General features: G+C 53.9%; 14 protein-coding genes. 7 read left to right on the top strand and 7 right to left on the bottom strand.

Annotated elements, in window-relative coordinates; genetic code table 11:
- Nucleotides 1-112: 112 nt before the first annotated feature.
- A complete protein-coding gene (locus RC85_RS07415) occupies nucleotides 113-1,843 on the top strand; it encodes an autotransporter outer membrane beta-barrel domain-containing protein (RefSeq protein WP_149752973.1) in 1,731 nt (576 codons plus the stop codon).
- Nucleotides 1,844-2,058: 215 nt separating this feature from the next.
- Entirely contained in the window at nucleotides 2,059-2,748 is a 690-nt protein-coding gene (locus RC85_RS29005) for an ester cyclase (protein WP_068260583.1), read from the top strand.
- 404 nt (nucleotides 2,749-3,152) lie between these two features.
- On the opposite strand, the gene RC85_RS07425 is transcribed toward RC85_RS29005, so the two are convergent.
- Entirely contained in the window at nucleotides 3,153-5,273 is a 2,121-nt protein-coding gene (locus RC85_RS07425; RefSeq protein ID WP_068260586.1) for an AMP-binding protein, read from the bottom strand.
- A 62-nt stretch (nucleotides 5,274-5,335) separates the two neighbouring features.
- Nucleotides 5,336-5,815: a hypothetical protein gene (locus tag RC85_RS27430; protein WP_160148207.1), complete on the bottom strand. Its 480-nt coding sequence runs from the start codon at nucleotides 5,813-5,815 to the stop codon at nucleotides 5,336-5,338.
- A 344-nt stretch (nucleotides 5,816-6,159) separates the two neighbouring features.
- Between RC85_RS27430 and RC85_RS07440 the strand changes: the two genes are divergently transcribed.
- Entirely contained in the window at nucleotides 6,160-6,882 is a 723-nt protein-coding gene (locus RC85_RS07440; protein ID WP_068260592.1) for a hypothetical protein, read from the top strand.
- A 62-nt stretch (nucleotides 6,883-6,944) separates the two neighbouring features.
- Complete coding sequence (locus RC85_RS07445) at nucleotides 6,945-7,352, top strand: hypothetical protein (protein WP_068260593.1); 408 nt, start codon at nucleotides 6,945-6,947, stop codon at nucleotides 7,350-7,352.
- A gap of 5 nt (nucleotides 7,353-7,357) precedes the next feature.
- Here RC85_RS07445 and RC85_RS07450 read toward each other — a convergent pair whose 3' ends face one another.
- Together RC85_RS07450 and RC85_RS07455 are read right to left on the bottom strand one after the other, a co-directional pair.
- The gene (locus tag RC85_RS07450) at nucleotides 7,358-8,077 is read right to left on the bottom strand and encodes a CPBP family glutamic-type intramembrane protease (RefSeq protein WP_160148208.1); all 720 of its coding nucleotides are present in this window, start codon (nucleotides 8,075-8,077) and stop codon (nucleotides 7,358-7,360) included.
- Nucleotides 8,070-8,681, bottom strand: coding sequence for a hypothetical protein (locus RC85_RS07455; protein ID WP_200836799.1), 612 nt, complete (start codon nucleotides 8,679-8,681; stop codon nucleotides 8,070-8,072). The genes RC85_RS07450 and RC85_RS07455 overlap by 8 nt, the downstream gene beginning before the upstream one ends.
- An 87-nt stretch (nucleotides 8,682-8,768) precedes the next feature.
- Here RC85_RS07455 and RC85_RS07460 point away from each other — a divergent pair, with 87 nt between their 5' ends.
- Nucleotides 8,769-9,362, top strand: coding sequence for a leucine-rich repeat domain-containing protein (locus RC85_RS07460; protein WP_068260601.1), 594 nt, complete (start codon nucleotides 8,769-8,771; stop codon nucleotides 9,360-9,362).
- Nucleotides 9,359-10,408, top strand: a complete 1,050-nt coding sequence (locus RC85_RS07465) for a lipase family protein (protein WP_200836800.1) — start codon at nucleotides 9,359-9,361, stop codon at nucleotides 10,406-10,408. Before RC85_RS07460 ends, RC85_RS07465 begins: the two co-directional genes overlap by 4 nt.
- A gap of 288 nt (nucleotides 10,409-10,696) precedes the next feature.
- On the opposite strand, the gene RC85_RS07470 is transcribed toward RC85_RS07465, so the two are convergent.
- Nucleotides 10,697-11,470, bottom strand: a complete 774-nt coding sequence (locus RC85_RS07470; protein WP_068260604.1) for a hypothetical protein — start codon at nucleotides 11,468-11,470, stop codon at nucleotides 10,697-10,699.
- 244 nt (nucleotides 11,471-11,714) lie between these two features.
- Between RC85_RS07470 and RC85_RS07475 the strand changes: the two genes are divergently transcribed.
- Nucleotides 11,715-12,809 (top strand): PfkB family carbohydrate kinase, encoded by a 1,095-nt coding sequence (locus RC85_RS07475; protein ID WP_068260609.1) that lies wholly within the window; start codon nucleotides 11,715-11,717, stop codon nucleotides 12,807-12,809.
- Nucleotides 12,810-13,074: 265 nt separating this feature from the next.
- Here the strand turns inward: RC85_RS07475 and RC85_RS07480 are convergent, their stop codons facing one another.
- Together RC85_RS07480 and RC85_RS07485 are read right to left on the bottom strand one after the other, a co-directional pair.
- Complete coding sequence (locus RC85_RS07480) at nucleotides 13,075-18,177, bottom strand: SdrD B-like domain-containing protein (protein ID WP_068260639.1); 5,103 nt, start codon at nucleotides 18,175-18,177, stop codon at nucleotides 13,075-13,077.
- A gap of 168 nt (nucleotides 18,178-18,345) precedes the next feature.
- Entirely contained in the window at nucleotides 18,346-19,446 is a 1,101-nt protein-coding gene (locus tag RC85_RS07485) for a WD40 repeat domain-containing protein (RefSeq protein WP_068260613.1), read from the bottom strand.
- Between the last annotated feature and the right edge of the window lie 573 nt (nucleotides 19,447-20,019).

Raw genomic sequence — 20,019 nt, forward strand, 5'->3', positions numbered from 1 at the left:
TCAACGTGCCGCAAACGTTCCTGTCTGCGCGAATTAGCCCGAACAATACTAGCCCACCTCGTTTGTGGGCATCGGTCTGCCTGCGTATCTTCTTTGCTACAGGTATTTAAGAATGAATGTTTCCTTGGTGATCGTCACGCGACGAGTCGCGATACTTCTGTGTTTTAGTGTGTGTTTCTGGGTACAATCGCCTGCGGAAGCCCAGTCGTCGTTTGGTCGTTCAGTCCCCAACGGAAATTGGTTCGATAACAACTGGATCATCAACGGCGTGAACTTGGGACGACCTGGACAGTTCAACACCGATAACAACGTGGTCATCGGGGATGCTTCGGCGACGTCCGGAGCCGTTGAGCCCGCCACGGTGACGCTCAATAGCGCCGCGGTGCAGATCGAATCGATCAAGATTGGCGGTGCCGGGCCGAATGCGACTGGAAACTTGAATATCTCCGCTGCAGGCAACCTGACGGTCAATCGAGATGTGGAGGTTCACAACGGAAATCTGAACCTTGATGGTGGATCGTTGCAGGCCAATCGGGTCGTCGCTGACGGCGCGGCAGCGAACGTGACAATCAATGGGAACCTGGATGCTGACGTCTTGCGAGCGCAAGCGGGTGGATCAGTTTCGATTGCCGGTCCCATAGCAAATTCAGATCTTTCCATTAGCGGATCAGATGGAAGTGACGTGCAAGTCAATGCAACCACAGCGGCCAGAGTTTTATCTCTGCGAAACAATTCATCTGCTACCCTAAACGCATCTTCTACCTTCGAACAAATTAACACGGTTGATAGCCGTTTAGAGATTGATGCTGACACGGTTACCACCGGGAATGCATCAGGACCATCGATCGTGTTTGTCAACGGAGGTCAGTTTGAACATCAGTCGGGAACGATCCAGACTGACAGACTGGAATTCTCGCGAAGCCAAGCATCGGGAACCGCGGTTGAGGTGCAACGGCTTGGTGGGAATTTTGATGTTGAAGACTTGACTGTCGAAGGCAGTACCGTGAACTTGAATCTATCGGATCAAATCTCTAACCGCATTTCCGTCACCGATGGCGGGGTCATCAATGCGGCCAGCTCGCTAGACTTGACCGGCGGCGTGACTATTAGCAACGCTACCCTGAATTTGGCGGGCGATTTGGTGGCCGAATCGCTTGCTTTGGCGGGACCTGCCGCAATCCTGGGGCGAACCGCCGACGATCACTTCACCGTCAGTTCACTATCTGTTTCTAGCATCGCAAACTACACGTTGCAGGAGACGGATACGGTCTTGGATAGCCTCGACGTCAGTGATTCAACCTTCACAACGAGCCAAGTGTTCTCTGGGCTTGGCAACCTTGCCATCGTTGAAGCTGGCAATGCCGCATTTTTGGACTCTGCGGACTTTGAGCTTGCCTCCGTCTTTGGGGGATCTGTCGCGTCTTTTCAAGCTGCATCAGACATCGACAACTTGCTGCTTTTCGGTGGTAGCGAAATCGAGGTAGTTCAGGCCGATGGCGAATCCGTCGGGCTCACGCTGGGTTCGATCCAAACCTTTCCCGGTGGCGGAATCTTTGATTTGCAGTTTGACTCGGTGACCGGTTTGATCGGCGAGCTTGATTGGGCGATGCGCGTCGCTGGCGATCAACAGTCCGTTCTACAAGGATATCTGGACAGCGGAACGATCATCACGTCCGGTGCCGACGGGCAATCCATTTCAGCGATTTACGATGTCGACTTGTATGGAGACTTCACGCACATTGGGTTTGTTACGGCATCGCCGGTTCCAGAGCCGAGCAGTTTTGCGGCGATGCTCTTGATTGGGTGTGCAGTCGCGGGACGCCGTAAATGTTGTATCGCGTGATTGCGACCTTGAATCCAATCAGTTAACCAACCACGCCACCAATGGCGCATATCGACCTTGCTTTTGCTCGAAGCAATGAAGAATCATTGGACTTCCATAAATAAAAGTGTACCGTTGGAGGGGGTGCAGTTATGCTCACGCAACTCGCCAAAGCGAGCAGGATCAGGTTCGATCATGATCGTGCTTTTCTGATTGGATATTGAGTTGGAGAATCCGTGTTGTCGCTGAGCATTAATCCCAATCCCCACACGGCTTCTAAGCTCCGTGCGGCTCTCGGCTGGTCTCAGGCAAACGCCGCAAAACAGGCTGGCTACAGTGAGCGAGTCATTCGAAAGATCGAAGCTGGTCAAAGTGTTCGGCCCCAAACGCTGATTGATGTTCTGCAGTGCTACCAGTGTGCCTTGAAGGAGTTGGGGATCGATCTCGCGAAGTTTGCGGGAAACGAAGAAGTTCCCGGCAACGCCAAAGACCCCATCAAGAAACAAGGTTTCACTGACAGTCAACGTCGAATGATCGATTACTACCAGCAAGTTTTCGTACAGCGGCGGCCAGAGGTGATTCCAAAATTCATCCATAACGATATTCGATTTATCAGCGAAGGTGTAACCAGAACTGGTATCGAGATTGTTCAAGAGCGAGCGAATGCGTTTCTGAACGGATTCAATCCCATTGATATGGCGATCGTCAGCATGGTCGGTGATGGAGCAACGGTTTCGGCATCGTGGATCGCCACGATGACTCATGTGGGGCCTTTCTTGGGTGTGGATGGTACTGGCCGAACTATCCACGTTCAGGCGGTGTGTGTAGCGACTTTTCAAGACGAACTGTGCATTGAGGCTCAAGATCAAATCGACGTGGATGATATTCATCAACAGATCAGTGGGCGTGAGCGACGCACCATTTAGACCTAGGAAAAGGGGAACGGGGCAATTCATCGGTTTTAAAAGCTGCTGCGAGTTTCAATTTCAAAAACTCCCCCGTGCCATTTTTTCCGTGCTCGTGCCCCAGCGTCAAGGGAGACATCGAACGACTGCAAGCCAAGTCAGGCTGATGATGCTGTAAGTAAATGACCCACGGATGGCTTTCGCAGACCCACGGATTTTGCGCGGACGATTGTCGGTCACAAAATCCGTGGGTCTGCGAAAGCCATCCGTGGGGCTCTCCAATTCCGCCCCAACAGGTCAGGTCAACCGACTGACGGCCTGAACGCCGTCAAAGAACCGGAAAAGGTGTCCGACACCTTAGATCCGACCCAAAGCGTTTATTGAATCTGACTCGATAACCAAATTCAGGGCCTGCAGGTTCGGCCTTACAAGTTCGACGGAGTTGTGCCGATGATTTCATCGACGATGTACTCGCTTAGTCGAGACACTGTGGGATAGTTCCATGCGACGATCGGAGTCAATTCTGCACCGGACCAGTCTTCGATCTCGCCACTCATTTCAACGGCGGTCATCGAATCGAGTCCGTAGTCAGAAAACGGTTTGTCGAGGTTGATTTCCGATGGATCGATACCCGCTCGGGCGACCAACCAATTGGTCATCCAGTTTTCGGTTGCCGCTTGCAACGAAGGTCGATGATCGTCGGTCGCCGGCGATGGTACTTCGGGTAATTCCAACGGCACTTGCGTGGACGCGGAACAACGCTCGTAGCGATGTTTGGTTTTAATTTCATCAGCATCAAACATTTCTCGGCAACGTAACCGGCGGATCTTGCCGCTGCTGGTAACGGGCACCACTGCTTGCCGTGTCAACAGAACGTACAGCGGATCAACATCGTGAACGTCAATCACCGCTCGCCTGATCGAGCGAACAATCGTATCAAATTCGGTTTCCTTGGCACCTCGCGGTAGCTCAGCAACAATCGCAAGCGCCTCGCCCCTTGGTGCATCGACGGGAAATGCCGCCGATCGTCCGCTGTCTTTTCCGATTGACAAGCGAACGGTCGTTTCGATGTCTTGCGGAAACAGATTTCGGCCTCGCAAAATGATCACGTCTTTGACGCGGCCAGTGACATACAGATGGCCATCATGGATAAAACCCAAGTCGCCGGTGCGGCAAAAACCGTCACGTCCGTCGGTCAATCGAGCATTGAATTGCGATCGGTTGGTATCCTCACGCTGCCAATAACCATCGGTCACGCCCGCACCGCGAAGCCAGATTTCGCCAATCGATCCAGGTTCGACTTCGGCAAAGGAATCGAGCTCGGCTGATTTTAAATCAACAATGATTAGCTCGGTATCATGCGCCGCGGTTCCGCACGAGACTAACTTCTGAAATTGAGACCCTCGCTGATTCTCGTCAACGATCAGAGGCTTTGACGCACCCAGCGATTCTCGATCCACCTTGATATACGTTGGTGACTGCGGACCGTCGCCACCGGCGGCAAGCAACGTTGCTTCGGCCAATCCGTAGCACGGATAGAAGGCACGATCCGAAAACCCGTTCGCCGAAAAGCGGGCTGCGAAGTCTTGCAAGGTTCGCGGTTGAATCGGTTCAGCACCGCAGAAAGCTGTGTTCCAACAACTGAGGTCCAATTGATCGGTTTGTTGAGGCGAAATTCGATCGATGCAGAGTTGATATGCAAAATTTGGGGCACCACTGATCGCGGCCTGTTTGCGGCTGATCAATTCCAACCACCGGACTGGCCGCTGCAAGAATGCACCGGGACTCATCAAGGTTGTTTCCATGCCCAGATACAGCGGTTCTAAGATCCCGCCGATCAATCCCATGTCATGGAAAAACGGCAGCCAAAACACTGCTCGATCAACGCTGGTCGCATCATCGGGTTGCATTTTGATATGAAAGCCGCGATGAATCGAAGCCAGGTTCGACATCAAATTTCGATGCCGAATTTTCACGCCTTTGGGTTCACTGGTGCTGCCACTGGTGTACTGCAAAAACGCTAACTGGTCGGGATCAGCTTTCAGTGTTTGATGGTCAATCCAAACGGAATCGTCAACGTTTGGTTGTTGGGTCGAAATCCTTGTTACCGATTGGGCGGCTTCGCAAAGCTTCGATGGGTCAATCGATTCAATCGTTGCGGTGTCGGCTAAGATCGCCGCGGGATCACAGTCACGCGCTGCTGAATCGAGTCGAGGAATTTCACGACCGCGTTTTGGGTAGCATGTCGGAACTGGAATCCAACCAGCGATCTGGCAACCAAAAAACGCAGCGATGAATTCGATGCCGGGGGAATACAACAACAGCGCTCGCGGTTGTTCATTGGCATCACCGTGATTGTCGTTGCTGATCGAATGAAGTTGATGAGCGACCGCGCAAGAACGCAGCCAAAGTTCGCGGTACGTCCAAGAAATTTCCTCACCGGATTCATCCCAAAAACTGATCGCAGAACGATGCCCATGTCGCAACGCTCTGTCGCCGATCATTTGTGGCATCGTGGCCGCGGAAGGTTGATCGGTTTGAGGCATTGTTGGATAGAGGATCGACGGCGGAGCAGTTGAGTGTTTGAATGGAAAGACGAGAAACCGAGTTACCAGGAAGGTCCAACCCAGTTTCGTGCAGGCGGGTAATAGGATTGAGCCGGTGCGTATCGCGAACGCGTCGGCGCACTGTAAGCCGGCGCGCCATAAGCCGGCGCACTGGGGTAGGAATAAACCGGCGAAGTTGGTGCGCGGTAGGAATTCCCGGACCAAGCCGGACGCTGGGCGGAGTACACAGGATTTGACCGAATGGTTGTGGATTGGGGAGCCAATGCTTGGCCGCCAGTCGTGCCGCGATAGTAGTTTCGGCGAACCGAGTTTCCGTAGAAGTGTAGCGGTCGATACGGCCGTTGCTCGATCGGCATCGATTTGAGTTGTTCTCGATATTGGCCCGTCGCGATAATGGTCGGCGACCATCCGGGATCCTGAGCCGTCGCTTGCTGGACCGACGCGGGGGAGACGCTGATCAATAAAGTGATCAAGACGGAAGTAGCGACTAGATATCGGTGACCGAGAATTATGTTTTGCATGACGTTAATCGAACAAGCTTGTTTTGTAAGTGTTTTGATAGACATTGTTTGCGGCTAAAGTTGAGCTTCATTTGAACGCTCTCCGCCGGTTAGTTTCATCAAAATCTGCTGAAATTCCATGCCTGAACCGCTGGAACTCCATTTGTTTCAGCAATGACGGTTTTAATGGCATGTCTTCCACGGGGTTGACCGTTCCTGCCACTGGCAGTCGGAATCGAGTAAACTACGGCCTCGAATTGGCAATCTTGCAAACGCCGGTGATTGAATCACTTTTTTTGCAGGGCCAAGGTGACCAGAGATAATGTTATCGAACCGCGCGCCATTACGCACCCTTGCATCGCGATATGAACAAAAAACCGTACAGTAAGAATCCGTTGGGCAGCAAATCCAAGGCGGGTGGAATCGCGGTCATCGTTTTGGCCGGTATCTATTCGCTGGTCGCTCCGCAACTGAACACAAGGTTCGGCTGGGATCTACCCGCGATCTCTGCAGACGCCCAAGGCAACGTTCGACTGGCTGAAAAAGATTCCAGTAGAACCGGTGAACCCAGTTCTGGTGATCGCAGCTCGACTGGTAAAACGTCAGGTACTTATCAGCCAAGTGATTCCTCGAAGACAAAATCGCCTGCAAAATCAAAGCCTTCCGACGGCAAAGAAATCGAAGGGCAGACCGATGACTTGCTGCATGGGCTGTTAAAAGAAGTCAGCAGCAATCGGTACCAATCGCCTGAGGGATTGCTCTACACGCCCGGCAGTGCCGAAGGTCACCGGTTGAATCACCTGGAACGGCACACCAAGGACATGCCATCGCGTCCCGGCAGCCACGGAGTGTTCGATGGCGAAATGGCAGGAGCTTTAAAGACGATCGACCGAGCTTATCAGCGAGCGAAAAAGAATCAAAAAACCACCAAGAAAGTCGACGATGGACGGACGATTTACACCGTCGATATGGGTGGACGCGTCGGCTATGTCGGCGGCAGAGATGGTAAACGCCGGCGGAATCCAATGGCTCGCCGGGTACGCATCGTTCTCGATGGCAACCGAGTCATCACGGCCTACCCGATGTGAAGAAAACTTGTAGCTGATTCCTTACCCCTAATCTCTAACACCTAATCGCTATCTTGTACCCTTTGCACTCCATTGACTTTTGCCCCATTTGCGGCGGCGGACTGTGCGGCATTCGCATCATCGGATCACTGCCAGCCGACAGCAACAACGACGACTCGGCTGATTCTGCGACTGCAACTGCGAGCGCGACTGCGGCGGATGCACAAAACAGTTCACTGGCCCAGCCCCACGGACTCGTCATCTGTGACGAATGCGAAGCGATCTGGTTGGAACCCGATGTTTCAACGGTTCATCAGTATCCTGATTTGGAAAAGGCTGCCAGCCCCGTCAACGGAATGCCGATTTGGGGCGATGGCAGTCGCTGGGCATCGATGGAAGACATCGAATGGCTCGGTTGGACCGAAGCGGTTAATCCAGAACTTGATGCCGAACTCGATGCTGATTCAGACAGCGAAGAAAAACTGGTCTGACGAAGCTAAACCAGAAACCAAAGCGGCAACATCGTTCCATCGCCCGCTGGAAACGAATCGCTGAAAAAGATTGCCGCAATCAAGATCGCTCCGTTGGTGAATGCGTGGACGACGATCAGTGCGAAAATGTCTTTGCGATAGTAAAACCACAACATCGTGATCAGCGACCAAACGAACATCACGGGCCATTCCCACATCAAGTGCGTCGCCAGAAAAACGACCATCACGACGGCAAAGCTATGCCACGTAAATCTTGCGATCGGCACATCCTGGAAATCGCCGCCGTCAGCGTAGGTGTCGGCAAAACGCATCACAAAGCTGCGCATGAATAACTCTTCCATCCACGGCGTTACCACGGCGTAACCCAGCATTCGTAAACTCAGCACCAGCGGAATCAACGATTGCCCCGCCATCGCCGGATCGAACGCTGAATCACCGATCGTGGGTCGCAATGCTGGAAACAAAAGAAACGGCCCAATCCACGCCGCCGCCAAAATGGTTCCGAGTGCTGCATCGGCAACCGTCATCCCGGTCACTCGAAACCGCAGTTCGGGATAATCACCACGCCACCAAAAGAAAACCAGCAACGCCAGCGGCACGACGACTCGCACCGCCAACATTCCAAACGAATCGTCATCGCTGATCCGGCCGCCGATTTCAATCAGCAACAGGAACGACATCATCGGCAACACATGCGGCCAGACGGTTGGTTCGCGTTCAACCATCGGGGTCATCGATCAGCATTTGCAGTCTTTCGCCTAGCTCAGTTTCAAATTGTGTAGGCCAAGTGGCGTCGATCAAACCAACTTGAATCATGTCGCGAAGATGGGTGCGATCTTTGTCACGATAACTGTTCAGCTTCATTCGCACCAATTCGACCAACTCAACAATCCGCTTGCCCTCGATCACGGAAGCTTGATCGACCGTGGGAGTGGCCGAGACATAGTTTTCTTTGACCTTGCGACCTGCCGCCAAGACATGAATTCCTTGCGACGGTTTGCCATCGGGGCCGTCCAGAAAGACAGTCACGTCCATCACTTGATCGCGATGAAAACCGACAGCCAATAGAGCTTCGGTAGCCCTATCCAAGTCTTTCAAATCCAGCAACAAATCAACATCGCGAGTATTTCGCACCGCCCCATCGTCAATCGTCGCGACCCAGGCCGCCACGGCGTTGCCGCCAATCACCGCATAAGGAATCGAAGCAGCTTCCAGAGCATTGCAGGATCGCTCGAGTCGTTCACGTACTTTTTCCATTGCACTAAACATCCGATCAAAGATAGGCGTCGGCTCGCGGACGAGTGTTGGACGAGGTTCTTGTTCTGCCATAGTTGCTTAGTCTAATCCTTCGCAAGCAGCCGGGCAAAGGGCTATGATGCGGGCTGTACTTCGGAAAGACAACGGTTTTGGATTGTCATGGCACTGTTATTTGAATTCAGTTTTTATTCTGGGCTGATCTTTATCGCGTTTGCTTTGATCTGGATCACGGTCAAACTCTTCAAACGCGATTGGTCTCATCTTGCCAAACCGATCGCCGCTTTGCTGATCGGTTTGGCATTGGTCACCGGACCCGCGATCGTTTCGCGGCGACTGGAGGTTGACCTTGGACCTCGCGTCGTGATGGTGAACGAGGAACGTCATGTTTCGTTGACCGGTTGGGATGGAACCAGTTACGAACTGTTACGTTCTTATCCCGATACCGTTGTTCTGCAAATGGCCAACCCGGATGTTGACGATCAAACACTTGATCATCTGACGAATATGAAATCGCTTCGCGAACTTGATCTGAATGACACCTCGATCACTGATAATGGTTTGATGAAACTCACCGAACTGCCTTCGCTTCGGACGCTGCGTCTGCGAGCGACATCGATCACAGACCAAGGGTTTCAAGAATTTTTGTCGCAAGCTCAATCGCTAACTCAAGTCGATGTTCGGCAAACTTCGGTTAGCGAAGAAGTCATCGAGCGTTGGAAAGAAAGTGGCGAAAACCGGAGAGCGTTCCAATGAGTTCTGTTCTGTTAATGATTCTCGTAGCGTTTGTGATTCTGGTCATTGGTTGGATGCTTTGGCGGTCGCGGTTTCGTGCAACCGAGGCAGCGCCGGTTTCATCGATCGACCTGTCGGCCAGCGACGGCTTGGCGCTCACTCGTCAAACGGGTTTGTTTTTAGATTCAACGGTCGATCACGGGCCGATGCACGCTCACTATCTTGCGCGTGCGTGTGACCTGGCTTACTTGGGTGAATCCGAAGCGTCGGCGCGTTTTAGAGACGAGCTGAATTTGCAGGCACGTTTGATCAGTGTCGATAACACCCAAGTCTATGTTGGCGAGAATGCTGAATCGATCGTGGTCGCGTTTCGCGGTTCCGAGAGTCCGAGCAGTTTGGACGGATTCAAAGATTGGCTGCTGACCAATTCACGAAATTTCTTGGTCTTGCCCGAGGGCCGAATTGGGACGGACTTTGCAGCGGCCGGCGTGGGGGCTCGTTTTCATCGCGGTTTTATGGCGGCGCTCGAAGAAGTTTGGTTCCCACTTAAATCCACGGTCCAAGCTGCCTACGATCGAAAAGAGCGACCGATTTGGATCACCGGTCATTCACTTGGCGGTGCGATTGCATTGATGGCGGGCTGGCGTTTCCACCAAGCGTTCCTGCCCGTTCATCAAATCGTCACCTTCGGCGCTCCGATGGTTGGCAACCAGCGAGCCGCTGACGCTTATCACAAAGAGTTTCCTGGGAAGATCTTCCGGTATGTTGACTTGAGTGACTTGGTGCCACGCATGCCGACGATCAGTTTGCTGAGTAATCAATACAACCATGTCCAGCAAGAGATCACGCTTGGTGGTGACCAAAACAAAACCGCCCAATCCTTTCTATCAGACCTGGCGGAATCGCAACCTAACCCGCAAAACGATTCCGCTGACGATGCAGGAAACGACTTAACCAATTCGTCCGAAGAAACACTGTGGCGAGAAGTGCAGACCCAGATTGAATCTCACTTAATGGCAAACTACATCGCCCGAATCAGTGACATGCAATCAAACACAATCGGGTAAACAGGCAGGGCCGAATTGTCTCTGGCGGCAATGACATGGTCTTGCCAGTCTATGGACTGTCGGAACAATAAGTTGTGTAGCGAAACTCGCCAAGAGTTTCGGCAACTCGACAAACCGAAAGTCTTGGCGACTTTCGCTACCAATTTTCCCGCCACTAATTGTTCCGACGGTGCTATGGTTTTGCCAATCCTTCCAATACGGTCGAACAGGATTGTTTTGGCAAAACGATGGAAGGGCAAAACGATGTTGCGGCAGAGATGATGCGCGTCGATGTTTTTTGGAAACTGGCTAGACTTCAAATGGCAAGTCGTTGACGGCTCGATGGAAAATGTCTTTCATGTCGGCGTCGGCACCGTCCCAGACTTCGGCTGCGAGAGCGAAGAGAGCGTCTTGGTTGATCGAGTCTAGGTTCGCTTTCACAATTCGACGAAGGTCACCCCCATCAAATCCTTTTTTTGATATTTCACGATTGGGCGAAATCATGGCCGCATACTTCGAGACGATCGCTGCCTCGACTGTCGGGAGTCGATGCCCGGTCACTTCATCGACTCGGACGTGTTTTGCTAAGATGGTCTGATAAAAAGGTTCGACTGGCAGCATGATGTCAATCACAGGCTTGGGCCGGCCATCTGAAAAGCAATCAGCCGGGTCTTTGAATCGAGCGACGACCGACAATTCACTGACGATCAAACTTGCCCAGCGGGCACTTACCGCCGCAATCGCCTTGTCCTTTTCATGGATTGCAACCATCACGTCAACGTCTTGAGTCGCACGCGGCATTGGCAGGTAGCCCACGTAACCGTGCAACCCCATCAAAACCCATTGCTCGACACCTGCGTCGACCAAACACCCGACCACATCGTCTGGCGTAATGTCCAACGCATCGCTCCGGTAATTCTTTCGGTAATCGCTAGTCAGCCACGTGCTGGTGCGGATGCCCTCGGCGTGGCCCGATGGGGTTTGCGGGTCTGTTGCATCAACGCCTTTGTATCCAGCAGTGACCTTGGCCATCGCGGCATCGCGGGCGGCAAGGAATTCGGCGCGGGATTGATACTGTGTCATTTTCGAAAACCATCGGGGGCGGAGCCGTGTTTATTTAGTTTACTCGATTCTGGACATGGCCATGCCCCTTTCCGTTCTTGACGCTCTCCAACACGTATTCCGCAAACAATAGGCGACGGACCGGGGCAATTAATAACCGGCTTGATTTAGGGGCCTTTCACCATGACAATTTCAGCATCCTGCCGAACGGGACACGAGTGAAAATCTAGTTGTCACGACGAGAAACACAAACCGAGAAAAAACGATGAATGCTGACATGAAAAAATACTCAGACTACATCAACAACGTCAGCGGAAACGTTCTGCTCGGATGCGACGGCTTCGTCGACGAGGTCTACCAGATTGTCGATGTTCGGCAAAGCTTGACCGAGTACACCGCCATGGACAACTTGAAAGAGTTCGGCGAACTGATTGTTCAACGGGCTGACGGCGGAGTCGGTCTGGAAATTGTGCCCAAGCGTCGTTGCTCAGGCGGGTTCACACCGAACACGGGGCGAGTCGCAGCGTTCCTGGGACTGCAACCCACGATCATCGGTCTTTACGGAAGCCAGGACATCGATCCGGCTTTTCACGAGTTCAAAGAAAACTGCAACCTGGTGTCGCTCGGCGACTCCGCGGTAACACTCGTCTTTGAATTCTCGGATGGAAAGATCTTGATGAGTGCATTGAAGACCGTCGCTGACCTGACATGGGAAGACTTTGTCGAATTTTTCGGAGCAGAGAAGCTCAAGGATTTGTTTGCCGACGTTGACATCCTGGGACTTGGGTATTGGTCGCTGACTCCGGACTTTGACAATTTCTTGAAGGGATTTATGTCCCAAGTTTCCGACAACAAACCTCCCCGGCGGATGTTCTTTGACTTTGCCGACATCAAGAAAAAGTCCAATGAGTCTTTTTTGAAGAGCTTGGATTTGGTCAAGCAGTTCAATGACAAAATCCCGATGACGATCAGCCTAAACGAGCATGAAGGAGCCGAACTTTTTTCAAGGTTTGGAATTCCATTCGGCGCAGAACCCGCGCTCATCGCTTCCGATCTAACCAGTCTGCGTGATGAAATCGGCATCGATGAATTGGTCATCCACACGCCGCACTTCGCGGTCGCTTCCTGCACCGCTGACGGCGAAGGCTATGCATTGCAAACTCACCAGAAGAACGTCATTCGCACCGCGGGTGCCGGAGACACCTTCAACGGCGGCTATCTCAGTGCCTCGCTCGGCGACTTGCCCATAAAAGAACGTCTGGTCATCGCCAATGCCGCCACCGCCTTTTTCGTGACGCACGCCACCGCGCCAAGCAAGACTGAGATGCTAGAGCAAATTGAAAAAGGCACCGACAAGTAAGACCACGGCGATCCTGCCGACGTTTCACGCGATACCAAGAAACTTCTTCTAACGTGGCTGGTACCGCCAGGGTTCAGTCCACGATTGTGCTAAGGATCGAGCGGGAAATCTGTGTCGCCTTTCGCTCCGCGAAAGTGCGTCAGATCACACTTTCGCGGAGCGAAAGGCGACTATAAATAGCTGCTCGTTGCTAAGCTCGACTGAACCCTGGCGGGATCAGCTACGGCCGTTCGCTGGCAACCTGTCAGGTCGTTTTGAAATAGTTTTAGGCTGCCTCGTCGTAGTAACCCGGTTCGTCCTTGCCGTCGCCGTCGAAATCGCCGACCACGGGTTGGCTGTTTTCACCGCTGCGTGGAACTTGGATCTGTAAATCGTTGCCGGTGATTCGGCGATCACCATCGGTATCGATGATCCAAACGTCGCCTCGAACGACGCCAATTTCATCAATGTCATCGCCATTGAAATCGCCTACGATTGGTTCATCACCGACGCGTCCGAACTTCACTTTTTCATCCGCATCGGTCCAGCGACCGTCGCCGTCAGCGTCCAGCAACCAGTTGCCGTTTCGGAAGACAGCGATCTGATCGATGCCGTCGCCGTTCCAATCGCCCGCGATCGGTGTGTCGACTTGTTCGCCGTAAGCGAAGACGTGATCGACGGCGTCTGCCTTCAGTGCTCCGTCATCGCCACGCAGCATCAATCGCTTGCGATCATCGCCTTGGTCTTCGCTGCGATGCGCGACCGTGCGAGCGTCAACTTCACGACGACGTTTGTTGTCAGGGTCAGGAAGCCCAGGGTCACGCTTAATCTTTTGCTCGTCACGTTGCCAACGACGACCAAAGATCCCAACGTCATCCTTCCCGTCGCCATCCCAATCACCAACAACCGGCCGATCCAGTTTTGTGCCTAGGCTAACCCATAAATCTCCGGCGTCCCAACGTCCGTTTCCATTGAGATCCACAAACCACTGGCCGCCAACAAAGATCGCTGCTTCATCGATCCCGTCGCCGTCAAAGTCACCCGCGAGCGCGATCGCATCTTCACCGCCCAAGTTGAAATCATCACCGTGTTCGGTACGGTTGCCATCTCGGTCCGCGATCATCCATTTGCCGCCATCGTGATCGCCCGAGTCCCAGTTCTGTTTCATCTGTTTGGCACTGGCCGCTTGAATCTTTCCGTCGGCTCCCAAAGTGCCGCGGTTGATACCGCCGTTGATCACACTGAGGTGCCACGACACAGCCCATTCATCGATCTGGTAGACACGATTGGGCGCGTTCAGCGGTTCAGCAAAGGTGACCAAGCGAATGTTCGGATCGAATTGTTCGATCGGAGTAAACACCTGAGGCGGCGGCTCTGGCTTGGCTGGCGGAGGAACCAAAAGCGGTGGATCTTCCGGACGGGTGATCAAGACTTCGCTGAAATTGTTCGCTTCGCTCGTTTGTCCGCCCTGAAGCGTGATGTTCAAAATCGCATCATCGTTCGGATTGGTGGCTTCGCTGGCGGCCAGCGTTTGAATTACAATTCGCTCGGAATCCTCCGGTGTATCGGCTGGGTTCACAGCAACGCCACCGGTTGATCCTGCGGTATCCAGGCTGTCGGTGTAGTCCTCGGGCTGAACCTGGTAGACGTGATACGTACCAGGACGCAAACCAACAAATTCGTAGAATCCATCGGCGTCGGTCGTCACGCGAATCGGGCCGCTATCGTAGCTTCCCGATAAGGCGCGGCTGGCGTTGACAGGTTGGCCCAGAATGTTGCGAAGTTCGATTGTGACGCCGCCTAGCGGTGTGTCGTCTTGTGTCCGCAATCCATCGCGAAATTCTCGCAACTCTGCCGCATCGATTTCTTGATTGGTGACGATCGCTGCGCCGTCTTGAAACACGTAACCCGAAATCTGTGCGGGCGGAACTTCGGGGAAGTCATAGTTCACCGAGTCCATTCCACCCAACAACGTGATGCCCACGATCCAGTCATCGTCTTGAACATTGCCGCCGGCGTCACCGATCAATTGTCCGCCGTGGAACAGGCCCGCCGGTTGGTTTTCGCGAATCCCATAAACGCCCGGTGCCAGCGAATCGAATTGGTAGTTTCCGTCTGAATCCGTTTGGACTTGCTCAATCGTTTCACCAGATTCGTGTAGCAGTTCGATCAACACGCCCGGCACGGGTGACTCGCCAGGATCAAAACGCTGGTTCAAATCAATCTCTTGCCAAACGGTACCGCTGATCGATGCAGGTGGAAGCTCACAGAAGTTGTAGTCGATCACATCTTGGTTCGCCGACAACGTGATGCCTAGCAAGTCGATTCCCAAGACTTGACCAACGCCGGTGCCAACGGTTTGGCCGCCATGGAAAAATCCATCCGGCTGCTGTTCAAAGACTTGGTAATCACCGGATCGAAGGTTGTCGAACGTGTACCGACCATCGTTGCCCGTTGTCGTTGTGTCGATGATCTTGCCGTCACCGTCACGAAGTTGGATCACAACGCCGGCAAGTGGTGGCTCGTCGTCATCGTGAACGCAATCGCCATTTCCATCGACGTAGACCACGCCGCTGATCGACGATGGTTCGAGTTCGCAGAAATTGTAATCCGTCAATCGCTCGCCCCAACCAATGGCGATTCGCGAAATCACATCTTGCACCGAGTCATCGCCGCCGCCACTGCCCGCACGCTGACCGCCTTGCAGATAGCCGGCCGGCTGAGTCTCACGGAGCGTGTAGTCGCCTGCACGCAGACCCGTGAATCGGTAGTTGCCCGCTGCATCGGTGGTCGTTGATCCAATCAGTTTTCCATCGGCATCAAACAGTTCGACCAAGACACCCTGCAGTCCGGGTTCATCCGCGTCGAACACGCAATCCTCATCACGATCCGCAAACACATTCCCGCTGATTTCCGCAGGCGGTCGTTCGCAAAAGTCGTACTGAACCGCATTTTCGCCTGATTCTAGCGTGATTTGGCTGATTCGGCTATTGCCATCCGCGTCGGGTCCATCGACAACTCCGCCCGCCGATCCAGCTCTGCTACCGCCTTCGAACAGCCCCTCTGGCTGCTCCTCAACGACCGTGTAGACACCGGGGACCAGCCCCGAAAACGTGTACTGACCGTTCGAATCGGTGGTCGTGCGGCCAACTTCGTTTCCGCTGACATCGAAAAGACGAATCGTTACACCGGAGAGTAATTCTTCGCCCGGATCAAACTCGCAATCTTCGTCCAAGTCCACGTGAACTCGCCCTGACAATGATGCTGGCAGCAATTCACCAAAATTGTACTCGGCACCGATGTCGCCTTGTTTCAGCGTGATGCCAGTGAACGTATCGTTGCCGCCATCACGGCCCACGCGTTGTCCTCGAACGTTTCCAACGCTGTCGATCCCGTCAAGGTAACCCGCAGGCTGGCTTTCGACGATTTGGTAATCGCCTGGTTGCAGATTTGCAAACTCGTAGCGACCGTTTGCGTCTGATGTGGCCGTCGCGACGACGTTTCCGGAACCGTCGATCAGCGTGACCGTCGTTTCTGGAATCGGTTGCTCGTTGGCATCGCGAATTCCGTCGTTGGATTGATCGTGATAGACGAATCCGGACAGCGTCGCGGGCGTTCCTTCGCAGAAGTTGTACTGAACACCGACGCCGTTGGGCGTCATCGTGATCTCGCTAATCAATCCGCCATCGACACTGTTGCCGACTTGCACGTTACCGATGCGGCCCACGTGCGATTCACCGTCGATCAAACCAAACGGCGTGTATTCGACGATGCGATAGTTGCCGACCGGAATCTCGTCGAATTGATACCCACCCGATGCGCCGGTGGTTGCCGACGAAATGACTTGCCCCGTTTGAGTTTGCAGTTCTACCAGGACGCCGGGAATGGGCGTATTTCCCGGACCATCATGCACGCCATCGCAATCTTCTCCGGGCGCGGCTAGGTAAACGAACCCCGAAATCGAACCAAAGGGCGTTTCGCCAAAGTTGTATTCGATCCCGTCGTCATTGCCGTCCAAAACAATGCCGACGATTTCATCGCCTGGATTGATCGCCGAACCGACTTGCAGTCCATCAACGGTACCGGCTGAATCGATTCCGTCGTTGTAGCCGGCTGGTTGGCTGACTTCGATGACTTCGTAGCTGCCCGGTGCTAAACCAGTGAACGCGTACGAACCGTCCGCCGAGGTGGTGACCGTCAACGCGGACCCTGGCGAGATGGTGTTGATGGGAACGAGCTGAACCCGCACGCCAGCGATACCGACTTCCCCGGCGTCGCGTCGTCCATCGTTGTCAGTGTCGACGTACACAAAGCCTGACAGTGACGCAGGCTGCGCTTCGGCGAAGTCGTAATTGATCGCTGAACTATCGCCCAGAGGGATCTCGATGGCAGTCAGGGCGTCCATACCAGACATTGCACCAGAGCGATTGCCGGCGACGGTCCCTGGAACTGCGGCGACACTGTAGTAACTATCGGGCTGAGTTTGAACGACCTGGTAAGTCCCAGGTGCGAGGCCGAGTGATTTGCCGAATTTGTAGAAGCCTTGACTGTCGGTCGTGCTGCGATGCCCGGTGTCAACGTAGCGCCCCGAATCGTCTCTCGCCCAAAGAGACAACTGCACGCCCTCGAGCAATTGCTCACCCGCTTCGCGGACTTGGTCTAAGTCATTGTCGACCCAAACATGACCGGAAATGTCGATGGGTTTGGGCACCTGCACGACGCTTCCGACCGCGGCAGCGGAGCGGTTTGGACGCGAATCAATGTCGGCACTTTCGTCTGGCGGAAGATCCAAGCCTGTGCTGCTGGCCGGATCACCGTAATCGTTTTCAAAGATCGCGTCAGCGTTGGATGTTTCGTAGTTTGGAGCGTTGAAAGTGGCTTCCAGAATCGAATCTTGGAACTCCTGTCCCGACGTGATCACATCCAGCCGGTTGTTGAAAATTTCCAGATCGATCGCATTTCGCAGAACTTCATCCACGTCCAACGTGAACTCCAGCCTGTCGCCGGATTTAAAGTTTGACAGTCGCAGGACCAATTCCTGACCGCCGTCTTCAACCTCTGCCGTTGCATCCACGCTGCGGCCATCGCTGGTGATGACGCGTACGATTTGAAAATCGTGACTGCCGTCTTTCCCACGCCCGCCAGGTTCGGTGTCGAAAATCGGATCACCGACACTGATGCCGTCGCTGTCTTTATCGGTTCGAATCCGCAGTTCGGACAGTTCGGTTTCCGGTGCACCACCGGTAAACGACAAGATAAACCGGTCGCCTTGGGAATCACCTCCGACGTCTTGGTCAGTTTCCAAGTAGTCAGTTTCCAAGTACACAACGCCGACGTGAATCGGGTCGGCAGCCATCAATCGACGAGCTTCCAACGCCTCGGGTTTCATCCCGCGTCGGCGGACTGAATCAGCGGTGGATCGGCTGCGATTGCGTCGCGATTGTTTTGGTTTCCAAATCACGCTGGGCACCTCCCTGTGCCATCGGTGTTGGTCTGATGTGGCCTAGGCTTCTAACCCGGGTTTGTTCTTTCACAGGCTAGGAGCCTATGCCACTTTCTATTCTCGTTTTTCGCCGTTGTTCTTCTCGGCAATTCTTTCATCGCTGGGTTTCAAATCCGCGATCGCCCAACGGCGAAGCGTGGCATCGAAGCTACCCGAAAACAAATAGCCACCCGTCGCGGCCAGCGTCGGCACGCTGCCCAAGTGGCCTTCCAGTGATCGAACCACCTTTCCGCTGTCGATGTTGACGATGCGGATGACATTGTCAGACCCGGCAACCGCCGCCAGTTGACTGTCCAGCATCGCGATCGCGAACAACTTCCCGCTGGTGACCTTGGTGCGTCGAACGATCTTTTCAGCGGCAGTGTCGAAAGAAACGATGCGGCCATCTTCGCCAACACTGATCGCCAGATTGCTGCCGCGAGCGAACGCGAGATCATCAATGCGTCCGCTGTGGATCGGATGTTCGCCAACCAATCGGCCTGATTCGACATCAAACAAATGCAAGTCACCACTGCGGCCAGCGATCGCCAGCAGTGTTTCATCGTCGCTGTAAGAAACCGCTCGCAAATCACGACACTCGCAAAGCATGGTGGCTCGGCGAATCGGGGAACCACTGGCTTGATCGCGAGAACTGTTCGCGGAAGCCCGACGGCCCATGATGTAGACTTCGTTATCGAAACCGACCGCCGCCATCTCGCCGCCGGAAGGCGAAAACCGAACACGAGCCATCGCTGGCGTGCCTTCCATTCGTTGCCGAATTGCGTAGGCGTCTTTGCAGTCCCAAACGATCACTTGCCCATCATTGCCTGCGGAAACTAAGCGGTTACCAGATGGATCGAACGCCAGCGTCCGAATTCGATCGCGATGCCCGCGAAGCGTTCGGATCGTTTTCAGCGATGTGCCGCTGATAATCCGGATGTGATTGTCATCTCCGGCGACAGCAATCGTTTCGCTCATCGGATCAGATGCAATTGCAGTGACGATGATCGGCTGCCCGGCGTCACTGGGAATCTGAATCATCCGCGATTGGATGGGGATTTGGTTACGTCCGGAAACCCGCAATTTCAGCGGCGAATCGGCGAATGCTGTTGAGGTCGCGATCCATAGGATCGTCGACGCCATCAATAATTGACGGCGTAATGGCTTGTTCGACATGAAGGTTCCCCCCGGAATCTTTGTTTGCACGCGTCCAGAACAGTCACGCACAGAACTTCAGATCGGCAGAAACCCACGGTCGTCATCACCCGAACAATCGGAAAAGTCGCGGCTAGTCCATTCGCAGCCGATCCCGCCAGGGCTCACAGGCCTGCGGTAGTGCTGGCTGGCCAGTCGGCAGTGCGGCGGCCTGAACTCTGGTTGGCCCAGCTACAGAGGTTCGTGAAAATCTTGCCGTGAAACTTCGATCAACGACTGTCGATCAATCAAAATCGGTTCTTACCAACTAAGTGTTGCCAAAGTCGAAACGCAGCGATCGGTCAATGGACGCAGAAAAAGTGGCGGGGGTGTTTTAAGTAACGGCACTGATTAACCCCGTCACCTTTTCCACCTCCTGAAACCCGAGTCTGTCCCCACGCGAAGCCTTTCACCCGATCACAACGTTGGTGAATAGTCCCGGGAGGGACGGAAGCTCTCTGCCGGGGATGTAAATCCCCGGATGGCAGCGTTACATCTCACTTTTTCTCTGTAACCAATTCTCTGGCTCGGTTTCGCGGCGTAGCCGCGAAACCG

The organism is Rubripirellula obstinata, from assembly GCF_001642955.1.
Taxonomy (GTDB): Bacteria; Planctomycetota; Planctomycetia; order Pirellulales; family Pirellulaceae; genus Rubripirellula; species Rubripirellula obstinata.